13 protein-coding genes are annotated in these 13,981 nt (G+C 68.3%); 3 read left to right on the top strand and 10 right to left on the bottom strand.

Annotated features, from left to right (window positions below; genetic code table 11):
• Positions 1-123 precede the first annotated feature (123 nt).
• From IG78_RS0112600 to IG78_RS0112590, 3 genes are all read right to left on the bottom strand, one after another.
• Positions 124-1,071, bottom strand: a complete 948-nt coding sequence (locus IG78_RS0112600; protein ID WP_030562257.1) for a hypothetical protein — start codon at positions 1,069-1,071, stop codon at positions 124-126.
• 238 nt (positions 1,072-1,309) lie between these two features.
• The gene (locus tag IG78_RS0112595) at positions 1,310-1,552 is read right to left on the bottom strand and encodes a DUF397 domain-containing protein (protein WP_030562255.1); all 243 of its coding nucleotides are present in this window, start codon (positions 1,550-1,552) and stop codon (positions 1,310-1,312) included.
• Complete coding sequence (locus IG78_RS0112590) at positions 1,549-2,364, bottom strand: helix-turn-helix domain-containing protein (protein WP_030562253.1); 816 nt, start codon at positions 2,362-2,364, stop codon at positions 1,549-1,551. The genes IG78_RS0112595 and IG78_RS0112590 overlap by 4 nt, the downstream gene beginning before the upstream one ends.
• A gap of 135 nt (positions 2,365-2,499) precedes the next feature.
• Here IG78_RS0112590 and IG78_RS0112585 point away from each other — a divergent pair, with 135 nt between their 5' ends.
• Positions 2,500-2,934, top strand: coding sequence for an ATP-binding protein (locus IG78_RS0112585; protein ID WP_037686215.1), 435 nt, complete (start codon positions 2,500-2,502; stop codon positions 2,932-2,934).
• Between the two features lie 2 nt (positions 2,935-2,936).
• On the opposite strand, the gene IG78_RS51255 is transcribed toward IG78_RS0112585, so the two are convergent.
• The 6 genes from IG78_RS51255 to IG78_RS0112550 all read right to left on the bottom strand — a co-directional run bounded on the left by IG78_RS51255 (position 2,937) and on the right by IG78_RS0112550 (position 11,309).
• The gene (locus IG78_RS51255) at positions 2,937-4,172 is read right to left on the bottom strand and encodes a restriction endonuclease subunit S (protein WP_078965517.1); all 1,236 of its coding nucleotides are present in this window, start codon (positions 4,170-4,172) and stop codon (positions 2,937-2,939) included.
• Positions 4,162-6,966: a type I restriction-modification system subunit M gene (locus IG78_RS0112570; RefSeq protein ID WP_030562247.1), complete on the bottom strand. Its 2,805-nt coding sequence runs from the start codon at positions 6,964-6,966 to the stop codon at positions 4,162-4,164. Before IG78_RS0112570 ends, IG78_RS51255 begins: the two co-directional genes overlap by 11 nt.
• Positions 6,967-7,114: 148 nt before the next feature.
• The gene (locus IG78_RS0112565; protein ID WP_030562245.1) at positions 7,115-7,831 is read right to left on the bottom strand and encodes an RloB family protein; all 717 of its coding nucleotides are present in this window, start codon (positions 7,829-7,831) and stop codon (positions 7,115-7,117) included.
• Positions 7,831-9,087: an AAA family ATPase gene (locus IG78_RS0112560; RefSeq protein WP_030562243.1), complete on the bottom strand. Its 1,257-nt coding sequence runs from the start codon at positions 9,085-9,087 to the stop codon at positions 7,831-7,833. Before IG78_RS0112560 ends, IG78_RS0112565 begins: the two co-directional genes overlap by 1 nt.
• 93 nt (positions 9,088-9,180) lie before the next feature.
• On the bottom strand, positions 9,181-10,023 hold the full coding sequence (locus IG78_RS42045; protein WP_030562241.1) for a LuxR C-terminal-related transcriptional regulator: 843 nt from the start codon (positions 10,021-10,023) through the stop codon (positions 9,181-9,183).
• Complete coding sequence (locus IG78_RS0112550) at positions 10,020-11,309, bottom strand: ATP-binding protein (protein ID WP_030562239.1); 1,290 nt, start codon at positions 11,307-11,309, stop codon at positions 10,020-10,022. Before IG78_RS0112550 ends, IG78_RS42045 begins: the two co-directional genes overlap by 4 nt.
• A gap of 242 nt (positions 11,310-11,551) precedes the next feature.
• On the opposite strand from IG78_RS0112550, the gene IG78_RS0112545 reads away from it, so the two are divergent.
• Together IG78_RS0112545 and IG78_RS47960 are read left to right on the top strand one after the other, a co-directional pair.
• A complete protein-coding gene (locus IG78_RS0112545; protein WP_030562237.1) occupies positions 11,552-12,907 on the top strand; it encodes a PspC domain-containing protein in 1,356 nt (451 codons plus the stop codon).
• On the top strand, positions 12,894-13,334 hold the full coding sequence (locus tag IG78_RS47960) for a hypothetical protein (RefSeq protein WP_063760743.1): 441 nt from the start codon (positions 12,894-12,896) through the stop codon (positions 13,332-13,334). The genes IG78_RS0112545 and IG78_RS47960 overlap by 14 nt, the downstream gene beginning before the upstream one ends.
• A gap of 92 nt (positions 13,335-13,426) precedes the next feature.
• Here IG78_RS47960 and IG78_RS0112535 read toward each other — a convergent pair whose 3' ends face one another.
• Positions 13,427-13,954 carry a DoxX family protein gene (locus IG78_RS0112535; protein WP_030562233.1) on the bottom strand — a complete coding sequence of 176 codons (528 nt, stop codon included), beginning with the start codon at positions 13,952-13,954 and terminating at the stop codon, positions 13,427-13,429.
• Between the last annotated feature and the right edge of the window lie 27 nt (positions 13,955-13,981).

The following is a 13,981-nucleotide window of genomic DNA, read 5'->3' as shown; positions in this document are numbered from 1 at the left end:
CTCGCTGTGCCGCGTTGCCGCGTACTGGCTACGTCGCCCTGTGGTGCTCTGGCTGTTCTGGCTGTTCTCGTCGCCGTTCCATTCTGCGGCAGGCGGGGCGACAGCGGGGCGGGGAACGGCAGTTCAGACCAGGACGCGGACGGCGAGGGCGTGCCGGGCCTGGGCGGCGTGGCGGCGTACTGCGGCGGGGTCGGGGGTGGCGGGTACGGGCGGACGGCTGTCGTCCGGTGCCCGGCAGGCGCGGCAGAGGCCGCCGGGCAGGGCTTCGGCGCGGCCTGGTACACCGCAGGCGGTGCATTCCATGATCGTTCGGTGATGCGTACGGGGAGGGGGAACCGGCGGCATCTTGTCGCGCAGCCTCCGCTGGAGGAAGGCGCGGGGTGCGTGGACCTGGTCGGGGAGATTTGCGGTGAGGGCGTGCGTGAGCTGCGCTGCGGTGATGCCACGATCGAGCCACTGCGTGGCCAGGTCTTCCAGGGCGGCACAGTCGGCGGCAGAGAGAATGAATTGCGGTGTGGTCCAGCCGAGTTGGGCGAGGGCGTTGTACGCGGGTGAGGCTGGCGGCGTGGGCTGGGTCTTGGGCTGTTGCCGCTGTTCGGGTACGTCGCCGGGGGCGCTGCCCTGGGTATCAGTTACCGGGACACCGGTTGCCGTCGGCGCGTCACCGCCCGCGTCACCGTCGAGGAACTGATTCCACCAGTCGCTGTCACGTGCGGTACGGGACCAGTACGTACGGAACACCCAACGTGTGCCGGTCCCGGTGTCATCCTCGCCGTGGACGAGTCGCCGTACGCGCCGCAGGTGCCCGGTGCGGGACAGCTCGTTGAGGGCGGTGCGGACGGCCTGCTGGCCGTAGAGCGGCTGGGCCTTGGCGAGGGTCTTGGCGTCTATGGCGGCGCCTTCGGGGAGCCGGTCGACGAAGGCGGCGAGGTAGGCCGCGCGGGCCGGGAGGTGACCGAAGCCGCCGGAGCGGGCGGGGCCTTGATCAGGTGCGGAACGTTTGCCGTAACCCGGCTTGGCCATGGGGTGTGCGGGGGCGGGCAGGGCGGCGTTAGAGTTTTCGCAAGCCACGAGATCGCTCTTTTCGATCTTGAGGTGAGACCCCGGCGGGTGTTGGTAGCACCCGGTCGGGGTCGTTTGTTTGTTGCCGCGAACCTAGAGGTTCGCGACGGCGCGTGGCAAGCCGATCACGAAAAGTCATGTGCGGTGGCGTGAGCGGCAGTTGGGAGGGGTGGATGGTAGGTACCTAACCACCCAATCCTTACAAAAGGCGCTCGTGTCTCGGCTCTCGAACCCCGAAGCCCGGGGCTCAGCTCTGTGCGTACGCGACGAAGTGGGCCCAGGCGTGGGCGGGGAGGCCGAGTTGAGGACTACGGGACCCGAGCTTCGAGTCCCGGATGCGTATGGAGTGAGGGCACGCGGCCACTTCGACGCAGGCGTTGAAGGAGTCGTTGCTGTGGCTGGATTTGCGCCAGGTGTAGGCGACTTCGAGGCAGGCGCCCCCTGAGGAGTCGCTGTAGCTGGACTTGAACCACGACAGTTCGGCGTTCACAGTTCCTCCGCCACCTTCTTGATGAACCGAGCAGACTCCTCCACATTGAGCGCCTGCATTCGGATCATGCCATGGCGTTGGGTGAGCGTGCTCAGCCTGTCGCCTTCGACATAGAGCGCGCCGGTCTCTTGTCCTTCGACGAAACCGAATCGCTCGTGCTCGGCAGTTTCCACGAGCACCATGGGGCCGCTGAGCGCCACGGACGGCGCAAGCGCGAACGGCAGCACCTGGATCGACACGTTGCGCAACTTGCCGATCTCCAGCAAGTGGTGGAGCTGCCTCTTCATGACCCCCGGCTCCCCAACCGTGGCGCGCAGAGCCGCCTCGTGGATCACGTAGCTGAAGTGCGTCAGCGGGCGGCTGGTCAGCTTAGCCTGACGCTTCATCCGCGCCGCGACTCGCTCCTCCACCGTCTCCTCATCCAGCGGCGGGCAATCACTACTGATCAGCTCGTGCGCGTACTCCTTCGTTTGCAACAGTCCAGGGATCAACAGCGCCTCATACCACTGCACGACGATGGCGTCGGCTTCCACCTGCACATACTGCTGCGTTCGCTGCGGGAACGGCTCTGGCTTCAAATGCTCCTGCGCGGCCGTCAACTTGCCACCTGCACCGCACAATTGGTCGGCCACTTGCAGCAGCCGCAGGGTCGGCCGCCGCCGCCCGTTCTCCATGGACTTGACGTACTCGTAGTCGTACCCGACCTCGTCGGCCAGCGCCGCACGACTGACACCCGCCTCGGTACGCCACAGCTTGATCTGACTACCGCAGTACCGCCACGCGACCGGCGGCTGAGAGTTGGTTTCGCCCACAGCACCCACCTCACCTGGGTTCACGCCGGGTACAACCACTCTCTGTACCCGCGTCGATACTCCTGAGGCTACGCACGAGCAGCCACCGTGAGCTGAGCAAATGACGAAAGCTCACACGCAAGGAACGAGCCGCGCATGCCGACGCCGCCAGGAGAGTTCACGCCCCTCCCCCAGGACATCGAATGGCGCCTGCCACGCCACGCGAGGAGCGTGGGCCGAGCGAGAACTCTCCTACGGGAGCAGGCGACTTCATGGGAACTGTCATCCACCGTCACGGAGACGGCGACGCTCCTCCTGAGCGAGCTGCTGACGAACGCGTACCGTCACGCGACGGTCTCCCCGGGCAGAGAAATCTGGACCCGCTGCGTGCTGAAGGCGGACCGCCTCCACATCGCGGTAACGGACGCGAACGGGACGCTGCCCGCGCCAAGGCAGGCATCCCTGGAGGACGAGTCAGGCCGAGGCCTGACGCTGGTGGCCACGCTGTCGGACGACTGGGGCGCAGAACCCCGCCCGGAGGGCGTCGGCAAGACAGTCTGGTTCGAACTCACCGTCACGCAGGCCACGTAGCCTTACGCAACGTCACGCACCCGCACCTTCCCGGACAACAGATCGTCGGTCAGGCCCTGTTTCAGGCTCCGGAGCTTATCCAACGCCGCTTGCTCGCCTGCAATTCGGTCGTCCCACGCTGCCAGCATCGAGACAACACGCTGCTGCTCTTCCAATGAGATGAGCGGGAAGGGCAGACTCGCGAACCGGTCGCCACCGAGATGAGCGATACTCGTGGTCTTTTTGGCGATCGCGACGAAGACTCCCGTGGCCAACCAGTTCGAGAAGACAGCTTGCGCATACTCCGGCAAGAGTCCCTCTCCGGCCCTGAAACGAACCAACGTGTTCTGAAAGTAGAACTCCCCGGCGGGTCGACGGTAAATCGCACTCCGCCCAACGAGCTCAAGACTCTGCCCTTCGTTCAGGAGAATATCACCCGGCTGAAGTTGATATGCACGCCGGTCGACATCACTGAACCCCATCTTCTTTACGTCGGAGTAATCAATCCATCCGTTCAGGACATTCGCAACTCGCAAATAGGGAAGCTGAACCCCGAACTCACGACTACTCGGAGAAAGCTGCTTCCCCATGCGAACATCCCCGACCTCCCTCACTGGCCGCCAGAGGGAGTTGCGCAGATCTACAGCGGAGGGCACTTTAGGGACCATCGCCCCCAACACTCCGGACCGGACAGTCCGGAGCTTCTGAATGGCCGACTCGATGGAACGCTCTTCATTACGCAGAGCCGACACCATCCGAGCGAGGTGTTGTTGCTCGGCGAAGGACACCGCAGGAATACGAGCCGCTTTGAGGTCAGACGAGCTGATCGTTGCCAAGTTGGTCGTTTGTTTCGCCACACTCAGGAAATAGCAACGACCATAATGCGAAGCAAAGTAAATAGCAAGATACTCAGGCAAGAGTAGTCCGGGCTTGCAGCGGACACGAAATACATGGTTCTGGTGGAGACATGGATCAAGGCGCCCATCCCAAACAGCACCTCGGCCCAGTTTGTCAAAGTCTCCGCCCTCCGTGAGAAGCACATCACCGCGCCGGAGAGAGAATCGATTAACCTCAGACTTTAGAACCCGGACCGCTTTCATGTCACTGGTGTCAATGTACCCGTCCTGCACATTAGCCACGCGCAGGTACGGCAGTTCCACGCTCGCGCCTTCCGGAATCGATCGCCCAAGAGTGACTCCACCAGCAACGTCCGCCAGTTCCGACAAAGCCCGGTAAGGAAACACGTCGTTAGCCGACATAACCCAGCTCCTTCAGATAGCCGCCCACCACAGCAGCCGCCCGGTCCCGCTCCCCCTCAATATCCCGCAACGAAACCCCGTACTTCCCCTCCCAAACCCGATACCCCTCCGCCAACTCCCGCTGCCGCCTCACCACATGCCCACCCAGCTTCCCCGCCAGGTCATCCCGCAGAATCCCCAGAACCACGTCCCGGTCGCCACCAGCCTCGGCCAGCTCCAGCCGTACCCGCTCCAGCCCCGGCTTCCGTTCCACGGCGTCTTGACCATCGCCACCCTGGCCACCAGCCCCGATGGTCCCGCCGGTCCCGCCGGTCCCGCCGTCCCCCACACCCGGAAGCTCGACCAGCAGCATTTCCTGCTGAACCTGCGCCGCAGCCCGAGCCCCACCCTTCGAGGCGCCCGCGCCAGACTTCGCAGGCTTGCCCCTCTTCTTGCGGACCGAGGCCACCGGCCAGAAGTCGTCCTCCAGCTCCTCGATCACCTTCTTCGCAGCCGTACGCCGCTTCTTCAGGTCACGCATCACAGCCTCGCTGAGAACAGCCTCCACCAGCGCGGGATCCACCTCACCGGAAGCTCCACCGCCCTCGGCCTCGTCGCCCTCGGCAGCCTCGCCGTCCGTCAAAGCCTTTCGCGCAGCGGCCAGCGCGGCCTCCGCCTCAAGCCCCGCCTTGACCTTGCCGTCCAGCTCCGCGTACGTACGGTCCGCCGACGCCAGGTCCTCCAGGAACTTCGGGGCGATCGCCGCGACCACCTTGTGGTCGTACGCCTGCCGCCGCTCCGCCGCCGTACGCTCCCGCGCACCCCCGGTGCGTGGGTCCGGCTCGGGCGCGAGCCGCGTCACCACGGTCTCGACCCACCCGTCCACGACACCCGCGAAACCATTCACCGAGAGCGCCTTGAGCTCGTTCTTGGCCTCATGCCACCAACCGGCGACCGCGCCCGCCAGCGCGTACTCGTCGAGCAGCCCCACGCCCAGGAGCCGCTTCCGGAAGGAAGTAATCAAGTCGCGGCGCAGGCGGGCCAGTTGCTGCTTTCGCTCCCGCTCCGTGCGGTCGTCGTCCTCGGCCGGCTCCAGGGCCGCGATCTGCTCCGTCTCCGCCTTCCACCACTCCTCGAAGGCCTCCCACAGCTTCTGCTCACGCCCGCGCGCCAGCTCGGCGAGCCGCGCCGCGTCCGGGCGCTCGCCCGCCGGGAGGAAGTCCACGTACGCGGGATCGTCCTCCCGTACGGCAAAGAGGTCCCGCAACCCGATCTCGTACGCGTCGAGCAGCGACTTCTTCGCCTCGATCTCGGCGACCGGGACGCCACCCACCAGGTGCGCCCGCACGTCCTGCGGCTCAGGCGGCGGGGTGTTGTCCACGTACCGGCGGATGTTGAAGTTGAAGTCGTTGCGCTCCAGTTCCTCCCGCTTCACCGCCCGCGCGAAGCCCTCAACCTCCTGGAAGGGGCCGTCCCCGTCCTCGAAGGCGTGGAAGGTGGAGACGATCTTCTCAACGTGCTCGGGCAGGAGTACGTTCTGGGCGCGTTCCGCGTGGAACTCCCGGTCCGCGTTGATGAAGAGGACCTCGCCGCGTCGATCCCTCCGGACCGTCCGCTCCTGCGCCCGCAGCACGATCACGCAGGCCGGGATGCCCGTCCCGTAGAAGAGGTTCGGCGCGAGGCCGATGACGGCCTGGATCATGTCGCGCTGGAGCAGCTCCGCGCGGATCTTGCGCTCCTCGCCGCCACGGAACAGTACGCCGTGGGGCATGACGGTGAAGACCCGGCCTGCCTTCTTCCTCACCATGTCCAGCATGTGCTGGAGGAACATCAGGTCAGCCTTGCCGCGCTCGGACGTCTGCCCGTACGGCATCCGCTTCAGCAGGTCCGGCACCTCGGCCTGCTGATAGTCCATGGAGAAGGGCGGATTGCTGAGGACGAGGTCGAAGTCGCCCTCACGGTGGAGCGGGTTGGTGAGGGTGTCCCCCGTACGCAAGGAGAAGTGCTTCGCGCCGTGGAAGAGCATGTTCATGGTGGCCATGACCCAGGAGCCGCTGTTGGCGTCCTGCCCGGCGAGCATCAGGTCGTCGGAGTCGTCGCCGTGCTCGTCGATGTACTCCATGGCGTGGATGAGCATTCCGCCCGAGCCGACACACGGGTCGTAGATCCGCATGCCGCCGTGCGGCCGCGCCAGCTCCGCCATCATGCGGACGACCCAGCGCGGGGTGTAGAACTCGCCGCCCTTGCTTCCAGCCGAGTCCGCGAAGTCCTTGATCAGGTACTCGTACGCAGCGCCGATCATGTCGGGAAACTCGAAGTCCTCGCCGCGCAGCCGGACGCTGCCGAAGTGCTCGACCAGGGCCGCGAGCCGCTTGTCGGCGAGCGCCGCCGCCGAGCCCCTGCCGCCACCGCCGATACGGTTGAAGTTGACGTGGCTGAAGAGACCGCGGAGTTCGGTGTTGCCCTCCTGGCGTTCGAGCTCGTCGAGGGCGGGCTGGAGGTAGTCCGACGCGACATTGTCGATGGCCCCGGCCAGACGCTCCCAGCGCGCCTCCTTGGGAACGAAGATGACCCCGCGCGGACGGTAGTACTCGAACTGCTCCGCCTCGTCCTCGGCGTCCTCCCGCGAGTCCCCCGCCCTCAGCCGCTCCCCGATGATCTCCTCACGGGCCGCCTCGAACTCGTCGTTCACACGCTTGAGGAACAGCAGCACGAAGATGAAGTCGCGGTACTCGGCGGCGTCCATCGTGCCGCGCAGAATGTCCGCCGCCGCGAACAGATGGCGTTCGAGCTGCGCGAGCGTGAGCTTGGCCACGTGCGGCACTCCCCTGGGTCACTGGCTTCTTTTGTCCGGTTGCATCCGGAAGCCTAAGCCTTGAGCGGCCCGGGGAATCACCGGCTGCGCGAAGTCGGCACCTGCCTGGAGCCGTTACGCACCAGAACCGCACCAGCGCAGTATGTGATCAGTAGTCGATCACGTCCAGGCCCTCCTCCACGAAGCGCCAGACATCCGTGTAAGGGTCCCACTGCGTCTGGTCGGGTCCCGTGTGGACCGCGCTGAGCTGCTGGGCGAAACCGCGTGCCTTCTTGTAGCTCCCCAACATCTGTCCGGGCCTGATCCGCTTGGCGTCCTCCCGCGAGACCGTCCGCACATTCGAGCCGTACGACTGCACGAAGCCCGGCTTCTCCTTGAGTCGGTCCGCCGCGCTGTCGCAGACGCCGCCGAAGGTGCTCGTGTAGTTCTGGTAATGCAGCAGGCGCCACAGTTCGAAACAGGGGTGGGAGTACGCGATGTGCAGTTTCGCCTGCCTCGCGCGCGAGAAGGCGGTCGGGATGTCCTCGTGCTGATCTCGGTCGAAGAGGCACCACACCTGCGGCCAATTCCAGTCCGTCGGCTTGAGCTTCGCCTTCTTCGCCGCGCGCTCGACCTCACGCCATTTGACGATGGCCTCCTCCACGAGAGGGAGAGGTTTGCGGCGCTTCGACGGCGCGCTCTGGTTCTCGACGGTGCAGCGGACCGTGCGGCCCTGCTGCGCGCGCGTGCCGTGCCCCGTGACGAACTCGATGAATTCCGGCTCGGTGACTTCGCCCTCGGTGAAGACGAACACCTCGCGCGGCCTCTTGTCCGCGCGCGGCTGCTTGCTCCGGCTCGCCTGGTCCCGCCCCTTGTCCCTCGCCATCAGGAACGCTCTGCCTCCCCTGCCAGTGCCGTCAGCACTCTGCGCCCGATCTGCCCTTGCGTCACGTTCGGAACGCCGCCGAAGGCCCCCGCGAGGTAGGAGTCCATGAGGTCTTCCTCGGGACCGGGGTCCACGTCGCTTAGCGGATACAACTCGGTGGCACCCCCGTCGTCCTTCTCCGTGAGCCAGATCTGCCCGGGCTCCAGCGGGCGCCCGCCACGCGGACTTTTGAGCAACGACGAGTCGTGCGAGGTGAACACCAATTGCGCGCCTTTGGTGTTCACCCACGGAGCCTGGAAGAGCCGCACCACTTCGGCAGCGAACCGAGGATGAAGACTGGAGTCCAGCTCATCGATGAGCAGCACGGCCCCGGTGTCGAGGGCCAGCAGCAGCGGACCCAGCAGCGCGAACCACGAGCGCGTCCCGAACGACTCCCGCTTCCAGTCGAGCGCCACCGGCTCCTCCGCACCGCTGCCGTGAAGCAGCCGCACAAGAGGGCTCTGCTGCCCTGGTCTCCGCTCGACCTCGGCGCCACGAATACCGAGATCAGCGACACGGAGCAGCTCCTCGATCCGCCCACGTGCCGCGTCGTCCAGGAGCATTCTGGCGGTGTACGCCTCACGCTGCGCCCGCTCCGTCTCCGGCGTGACGTCCCAGAGGTTCCGCTTGAACCAGTCGTAGATCCTGGTCAGTTGCGGATGGTTGTCGTTCGCGGCTCGGCTGAGGAGGAGGGCGTCGGGGCGGGTCGTACGGACCAGCAGAGCTCGCTCATGGACGCGGTCACCAGGGAACTCGAAGACGTTTTGGCGCGCGGCATCGCGGTCCAGCCACACCTGCCTGCGCCCCTTGGGGTAGGCGTGGAGCCACTCCGACTCCACCCGCTGCGCCCCCAGCTCGAAGCCGTACGTCCAGCGAACTCCGTCATCCAGGACGAAGTCGGCCTCGTAGAAGGTGCTCTCAGCCGAAGCCTTCGGGTCGAGTGCGAACTCATCCCGCGGGATGCCCTGGTAGGAGGTCCACTGGGCGTACGAGCCGAGGACCGCCTCGCGCATCTTCTTGAGCGCGAAAACGACGTTGGACTTGCCGGATGCGTTCGCGCCGAAGATCCCAAGGAGTGGGTAGACCTGGAGGGACTTGCCGTCGGAGAGCTCTAGGCTGCGAGCGGCGTCCGACTCCTCACCCGCCGGCACGACGAAGGACAGCTCCTGCTCCTCACGCAACGACCGTACGTTCGCCGCGCGAAATCTCAGCAGCACACCCTCCTCCTCTCGTCGCGCACAGAGTAACCGCGTGATCGCGCAGGCGCCTACCGGACGGTCATAGTGCGTGCTGTCCGACCTTCAGCATCGCTAGACCAGGCGCCGCGCCGTCGCCCATCGCGTCAGCTCGTGCCGGTTGGAGAGCTGGAGCTTGCGCAGCACCGCCGACACATGCGACTCGACCGTCTTCACGGAGATGTAGAGCTGCTTGGCGATCTCCTTGTACGCGTACCCGCGCGCGATGAGGCGCAGCACCTCGCGCTCGCGCTGCGTGAGGCGGTCCAGGTCCTCGTCCACCGGGGCCGCGTCCGTGGAAGCGAAGGCGTCCAGGACGAAGCCCGCGAGCCGGGGCGAGAACACCGCGTCGCCCTCCTGGACCCGGAAGATCGAGTCCACCAGGTCGGTACCAGTGATCGTCTTGGTGACGTAACCGCGGGCACCGCCCCGGATGACCCCGATGACGTCCTCCGCCGCGTCCGACACCGAAAGCGCGAGAAACCGCACCGGGTTCTCCGCGTCCGCCATCAACGGCGCACATCTGCGCAGGACTTCGACCCCGCCGCCGCCCGGCAGATGCACGTCGAGCAGCACCACCTCGGGGCGCGTCGCCGTGATGACCGTGACCGCCTGGTCGACGTCGGCGGCCTCCCCGATCACCTCGACACCCGTACGTGCCGTCTGGCCGATCTCCGCCTGCACTCCCGTGCGGAACATCCGGTGGTCGTCGACCAGGACAACCTTCACCAGCCGCCCCGACTCACCCCCGGCCCCGACGCCCCCGCCCGCCCCGGCAGCCTCACTCGTCCTCGTGGTCCCGCCCGCCCCGGCGGCCCCACTCGCCCCAGCGGCGGCACCGGCTCCGGAGGCCGGGCCCGCGGCCCCCGCCGTCTCCGCCCGCTCCGCGGGCCCGCCCGCTTCGGTCGCGTCGCTCATGTCGCCGCCGTCCTCTCCATCTCCAGCTCGACTTCCGTGCCGCCGCCCGGCACCGCGCGCAACCGCGCCGTACCGCCGTTGCGCTGCATACGGCCGATGATCGATTCTCGTACGCCCATGCGGTCGTCGGGCACGGCATCCAGATCGAACCCCGGACCCCGGTCCCGCACGGACACGAAGACCGTCTCCCCCTCGACCTCGGCGAAGACCTGCACCGCGCCGCCCTCGCCACCGTACTTGGCGGCGTTCACCATTGCTTCCCGCGCGGCCTGCGTCTGTGCCGTCAGTCTCTCGTCGAGCGGGCAGTCCCCGACGACGACCACCTCGATGGGGACGCCGTGCTTGTCCTCCACCTCCGCGGCGTCGCGCCGGACCGCCTCGGCGAGGGTGTCGGGCTCCTCCGCCTCGTCCTTGCCGGTGCCCTCCGGCTTGTACAGCCAGGCACGCAGGTCACGCTCCTGGGCTCGGGCGAGGCGGCGCACCTCCCCGGCGCTGTCCGCGTTGCGCTGGATCAGCGTGAGGGTGTGCAGCACCGAGTCGTGCACGTGCGCGGCGACTTCCGCGCGCTCCTGGGCGCGGATGCGCATCAGCCGCTCCTCGGAGAGGTCCTGGGTCATGCGTACGAGATAGGGGCCCGCGAGCAGCGCGATGCCGACGAGCACGGCGAGCGCGGCCTGCAGCGCGGCCCCGAGGTCGGAGGCGGAGCCGCGCAGGACGAAGATGCCGGTGACGCCGACACCGACGAGGAGCACACCGGCGGCGGTGCGCGCGATGGTGAGGGTGCGGCGTCTTCGGCCGACCTCCATCCAGCGGGCCCTGCGCGCGTTGTCCGCCTGCCGCCAGACGAGCGCGACGCCCGCGGCGACGAACAGCGTGGGCCACAGATACGCCTGCGTCGGGGCGCCCAGGTCCACGCTGCCGACGAAGACCACGGCGACCACGACCATCGCGAGCAGCGCGACGATCTGGCCCTTGTCCGGCTTGCGGGTGACGAGCTTGCGGCGGCCGTCCGGCGCCGTCTCCGTGGTGACCACGGTCGGCCGCTGGGCCTGCGAGCCGACGCCGCCCACGCCCAGCGGGACGAAGAACCAGAACGCCGCGTACAGCAGCCCGCCCAGGCCGTTGGCGAGGAACAGGCCGATGAAGATGATCCGCACCCAGATGACGGGCAGGCCCAGATGCCCGGCGAGGCCGCGTGCGACCCCGCCGAGCAGGCGGCCCTCGCCGCTGCGATAGAGCTTCCGCAGCGGCCGCTCGTCTTCGATGGGTACTGCGGCTTCCGGCATGCTCCGATATTCACACGCGGGCGCAGGCGGGGGCATCAGGGTCGAGCCCCGAGACTCCCCTGATCTCTGCCCCTGCCTCGCGTGCCTCTCGCCGACGCCTTCCGCCGCCCCGCCGGGCGCCCCGCCTGGCCCCCCGCGGCCGGATCAGGGGCGGACGCTCCGGGATGGTCAGGGGTGATTTCAGGGTTCGGCCAGGGTTGTCCCGCCTGCCGCGGCGCGGCGCTGGAGGTCACCATGGAGTCATGACAGATCAGCAGCCCGCGCCGGGCCCGCAGGCCCCGCCGCGCGATCATCTCTCCGCCCCGGCCGAGGCGCCGGGCGGGCCGGAGGCCGTGCGTGAGCGCAAGTTCCGCCGCGACCGCCGGCACCGCAAGCTGGGCGGCGTGTGCGCGGGTCTGGGGCGGCACTGCGACCTGGACCCGGTGATCTTCCGCATCGGCCTCGCGGTCCTCGCGATCACGAGCGGCCTCGGCCTGGTGTTCTACGGCTTCGCGTGGCTGTTCATCCCCTATGAGGACGAGGAGGAGAACGAGGCGCGTCGATTGCTGACCGGCCGCGTGGACGGCCATGCGCTGACGGCCGTGCTGTTCTCTCTCGTGGGCTGCGGCGTCTTTCTGACCCTGCTGAACAACAGCAGTGCCCTGACCTTCGCCGCCGTCCTCGCCCTCCTGCTCGCGGGCGCGGGGTATTGGTCGCAGCAGCGGGGCGCCCCCGACCCGGACCCGGTGGCCGCCCATGCCGTGGCGGACGCACCGCCGGAGACCTTGGCCCCGCCGGTGGCCGGCGCCCCGTCCTGGTGGCGCGACCCCCTCACCAAGGGCGGCGCGCACGAAGGGGTGCCGAACTACTTCTGGGGCCCGGCCCCGGTAGCGGTGGAGTATCAACCGGACGCGCCGCACGCGCCCGTGGGACGGTGGGCCCCGGGCCCGGTGCCCACCGGACCGCCAGGACCCCGCGGGCCGCGCGGGCCGCGCTGGATCGGGGGCTGGGTGTTCCTCGCGATGGTGCTCGCGGGCTCGCTCGGCACGGCCCTGACCTGGGAGGACCAACCGCTCGGCACGAGTCTGCAAATGGGCTTCGCCTGCGGCCTCGCCGTGCTTGGCGTCGGCCTGGTGATCAGCTCCTTCGCCGGGCGTACGGGCGCGGGCTCGATCGTGCTCGCGCTGATCGTCGCGGCCCTGGTAGCGGGCTCGGCCGCCCTGCCCAAGAGCATCACCACAGACTGGATACGCACGGACTGGCACCCGGCGGCCACGGCGGACGTCCGCCCGAAGTACGAGCTGGGGACAGGCGTGGGCACGCTGGACCTGAGCCGGATCGCCCTGCGCAAGGACCAGACGCTGAAGACCGAGGCGGAAGTCGGCGCGGGCCGGTTGAAGGTGATCGTCCCGAAGGACGCCGAAGTGAAGCTGCGGGCCGAGGTGGGCGTCGGTGACATCCAGCTCCCTGACGAGAGGAACGAGGACGTGGACATCTCCCCGGCCCGGACGGAGACGAAGACCCTCGCCCCGCCCCGGGGCGCGAAGGACGGCGGCACGGTCGAGCTGCGGCTCGAAGTCGGCGTCGGACAGGTGGAGGTGGCACGTGCTGCGTCATGAGTTCCAGCCCGGCAGGCTCGTGGCGGGCCTCTTCCTGGCCGTGGCCGGGCTGGTGTACGCGGGGGACGCAGGTGGCCTTTGGGACACCCCTTGGTTCGCGATCATCCCGATCGTGGCGGGAGGCCTGTTCCTGGCAGCGGCGACAGCGGCGGCGACCCACCTCATACGCAGAGGTCGCGGCCCTCGGGCCGGGTCCCGGGCGGGCTCCCGGACCGGCTCCCCGACCCGCTCCCAGGCGGGAGGAGCCTCGGCGCGCGGCGACCTCTCCGGCGACCTGGAGCCCCCGCGCCGTCCGGACACCCCGGAGGGCAGTCCGCAGGGCACGTCGGCGGGCACGTCGGCGGGCACGTCGGTGGGACCGGAGGACGCGGCGAGACCCCTGGAGCGGCCGGACAGAGCGCCGACGTCCGGTCCGGGCGCGGGCTAGCGGCGCTCGGGCCCAGCCCAAGCCGAGTCGGCCCAACCCAAGCCCAGTCATCCCCGGTCAAGCCCAGTCATCCCCGGTCAAGCCCAGTCGGCCTAGCCCAGGCCGAGGCCTCTGGAGTTGCGGCGTGCTGCGAGCCATGCGTCGACGGACAGGTAGGACGCGCCGGCGAGGATCAGGGGCAGCCAGGCCATCAGGTAGGGGAGGTCGTTGCCGTAGTAGTAGGGCTCCTCGTGCCAGCTCATGGTGAGCCAGAGACTGAGGGAGATCAGGGCGCCGCCGAGTGCGGCGATGCGGGCGAGCAGACCGATCAGGATGCCGATGCCGACAGCGAGTTCACCGAAGGCGATGGCGTAGCCGAAGCCGACGGGGCTCTTCAGGGCGAGGTCGACGAGTTCGGGGAAGGCGGCGAGGTCGCGGACGCCGCGCATGGTCTCGCCGAGGGAACCGGTGCCCTTCGCCTTCATGAAGGCACTGTCGGTGATCTTGTCGAGGCCCGCGTAGATGAAGGTGACGCCGAGGAAGATCCTCAGCGGGAGCAGGGCGTAGTGGGTGGCGTTGTCCCGCCAGTCGTTCCGCCTGACGTAGTTGTTGTGGCTGTCCGTGCGCATGCCGTGAGCCATCGCTGTCCGCCGCCTCTCCGCACCTCG

The sequence above is a fragment of the Streptomyces aureocirculatus genome (assembly GCF_000720475.1).
Taxonomy (GTDB): Bacteria; Actinomycetota; Actinomycetes; order Streptomycetales; family Streptomycetaceae; genus Streptomyces; species Streptomyces aureocirculatus.
This window is presented reverse-complemented; position numbering and strand designations above follow the sequence as displayed.